General features: G+C 31.6%; 1 protein-coding gene. It reads left to right on the forward strand.

Features of this window, described 5'->3' with window-relative positions; translation table 11 throughout:
- A partial coding sequence (locus FOT98_RS31120; RefSeq protein ID WP_144291246.1) for an IS200/IS605 family accessory protein TnpB-related protein occupies positions 1–383 on the forward strand: 383 nt, incomplete at both ends.

Consider the following 383-nt stretch of genomic DNA (forward strand, 5'->3'; position numbering starts at 1 on the left):
AAAACAAACTAATGAAGGACCTTTTACTTCTAAAAGGATAGAAAAACTTCATCAAAAACGTTACTTGAAAATAAAAGACGTCTTCCATAAAGTTAGTCACCACATCGTAAAACTAGCTCAAGAAGAAGAAGTTTGTAAAATCGTTATTGGTCAAAACAAAAGTTGGAAACAAGAAACGAATATGGGAAAAAGAAATAACCAATCGTTTTGTCATATCCCACATAATTTACTGATTCAAATGATTACATACAAAGCAAATGCTGTAGGCATTCAAGTTGTTGTAACTGAAGAATCATATACATCGAAAGCAAGTTTTCTGGATAACGACTTCATTCCAACGTATGGAGAAAATGACCAAAATACAACTTTTTCAGGAAAACGAA

Source organism: Bacillus sp. HY001, from assembly GCF_007558965.1.
Taxonomy (GTDB): Bacteria; Bacillota; Bacilli; order Bacillales; family Bacillaceae_G; genus Bacillus_A; species Bacillus_A mobilis.